This is a genomic window from Lysinibacillus sp. NPDC093190, from assembly GCF_050280425.1.
Classification (GTDB): domain Bacteria; phylum Bacillota; class Bacilli; order Bacillales_A; family Planococcaceae; genus Lysinibacillus.
The window spans coordinates 1-2,001 of record NZ_JBNNVG010000069.1 but is presented as its reverse complement, the minus strand read 5'-3'; the positions used below and the strand labels follow the sequence as shown (position 1 = coordinate 2,001).

General features: G+C 39.4%; 1 protein-coding gene. It reads left to right on the top strand.

Translation table 11 applies throughout. The features are described 5' to 3' along the window. The first annotated feature begins 634 nt into the window (after positions 1 to 634). Entirely contained in the window at positions 635 to 1,873 is a 1,239-nt protein-coding gene (gene ltrA / locus ACQKOF_RS24975; protein WP_427563083.1) for a group II intron reverse transcriptase/maturase, read from the top strand. The last annotated feature ends 128 nt before the right edge of the window (positions 1,874 to 2,001 follow it).

The window sequence follows — 2,001 nt, the reverse complement described above, 5'->3', positions numbered from 1 at the left end:
AACCCTCGGCAATTCCTATTGGGAAAGCCAAGGGCTGAAAAGTCTGCAAGTTCGTTACGAAACTTTGCGTTATTCATCTTAATTGAACCGCCGTATACGGATCCGTACGTACGGTGGTGGTGTGCTGTGCAAGGCACATTAGAGATGAGGGAAGGCCCCTCGATAGAGATTGAATCAGGCAAATCTATCAAACAACCCTAAGCTGCTGCAATAAAGAGTTGTGGTGGTGAGCGTCTAGGGAAAAGGTTGAAACAAATCAATCATGTGAGATATACAAAGATGAACGCAAGTGAACCGCTGAAGAAGTATCGATAACGTAAAACTTTGTCAAAACTTGCTTTTCACCACTAGGCAAGGATAAGAGTAGAAGATAACCTGGAAAGCTGTCTACTTGGCAAACGGTATTAAGGTGGCATGAGTGTATATCAGGCTCTGATGTGAAACACAGGAACCTGCATCTCGATGGTAAGTGAAAAGACACAAGCTACAGAAAGGCGAGGTCGAAATAGCAAAGCGAGATGATAGGGGCGGAGATGTTCGTAGTAGTGAGGAAGTTACTGTAATGGCAATGGAGCGAAGGGACATCATCATTCAACTTGAAAGCTGAGAACAACTGGTAAAACAGGAGGATTTGATGAAAGAGAGTAAACCGTATAAGATTTCAAAACACGTTGTACTGGATGCGTTTAAAAGAGTCAAGGCAAACCGTGGAAGCGCTGGGATTGACAGTCAAAATATTAAAGCGTTTGAAGAGAACCTCAAAGAAAATCTTTATAAAATATGGAATAGAATGAGCTCGGGATGTTATTTTCCACCACCAGTAAAGTTAGTTGAAATACCGAAGAAAACTGGTGGGAAGCGAGGTTTAGGGATTCCGACTGTCGGAGACAGAGTAGCGCAAATGGTAGTTAAGATGTATTTTGAACCAAAAGTGGAACAACTGTTTCATGAAAATTCTTATGGATACAGACCAAATAAATCTGCATTAGATGCGATTGGACAAGCAAGGAAAATGTGTTGGAAATATGATTATGTAATAGAGTTCGATATTAAGGGACTGTTCGACAATATTGATCATGAATTACTAATGCGAGCAGTACGAAAGCATGTAAATGAACCTTGGATACTGATGTACATTGAAAGATGGCTTAAAGCGCCATTTATCAATTCAAAAGAAGAAAAGATTGAACGAAACTGTGGTACACCGCAAGGTGGTGTAATAAGTCCTGTTCTAGCGAATCTGTTTTTGCATTATGCCTTTGATATATGGATGGTTCGAACAAATCCTGAAGCACCATTTGAGCGATATGCAGATGATGCTATTATACATTGCAAGACCGAAGTAGAAGCAATGGAGATTTTATCCAGACTAAATCAAAGGATGAAAGAGTGCAAATTAGAGTTACATCCAGAGAAAACAAAGATTATTTATTGCAAAGATAAGGAAAGAGAAAAGGAATATCCTGTCACAGAGTTCGACTTTCTAGGTTATACGTTCAGTAAAACTTTTATTAAAGACCGAACGGGAAGGCTACAATTTAATTTTCTGCCATCAGTAAGTAAAAAGTCCGCAAAATCTTTCAGAGATAAAATTAAAGCAATGAGAATACATAGCTTTACAGGAAGTAAAATTGAAATAATAGCTGAAATGATAAATCCAACTATTAGAGGATGGCTAAACTATTTCATGAAATACAATCCATCAGCAGTACGGTATTCCATTGACTGTGTAAATCGAAGATTAGTTAAATGGGCAATGTGTAAATTTAAGAGGTTCAGAGGACATGAAAACCGTGCAAGAGATTGGCTCAATAAACTTGCAAAAAGAGAGCCCAGAATGTTTGCTCACTGGGCTCTTGGAATGTTTCCTTAATGGTTGAATGATAAGAGCCGTATGAATCGAGAGGTTCACGTACGGTTCTGTGAGAGCCTTTGGGTGAAAGTCCTATTGGCTACTCGACTGAGAGGTCGGGAGTTAATCACTCCCTCCTACTCGATTAT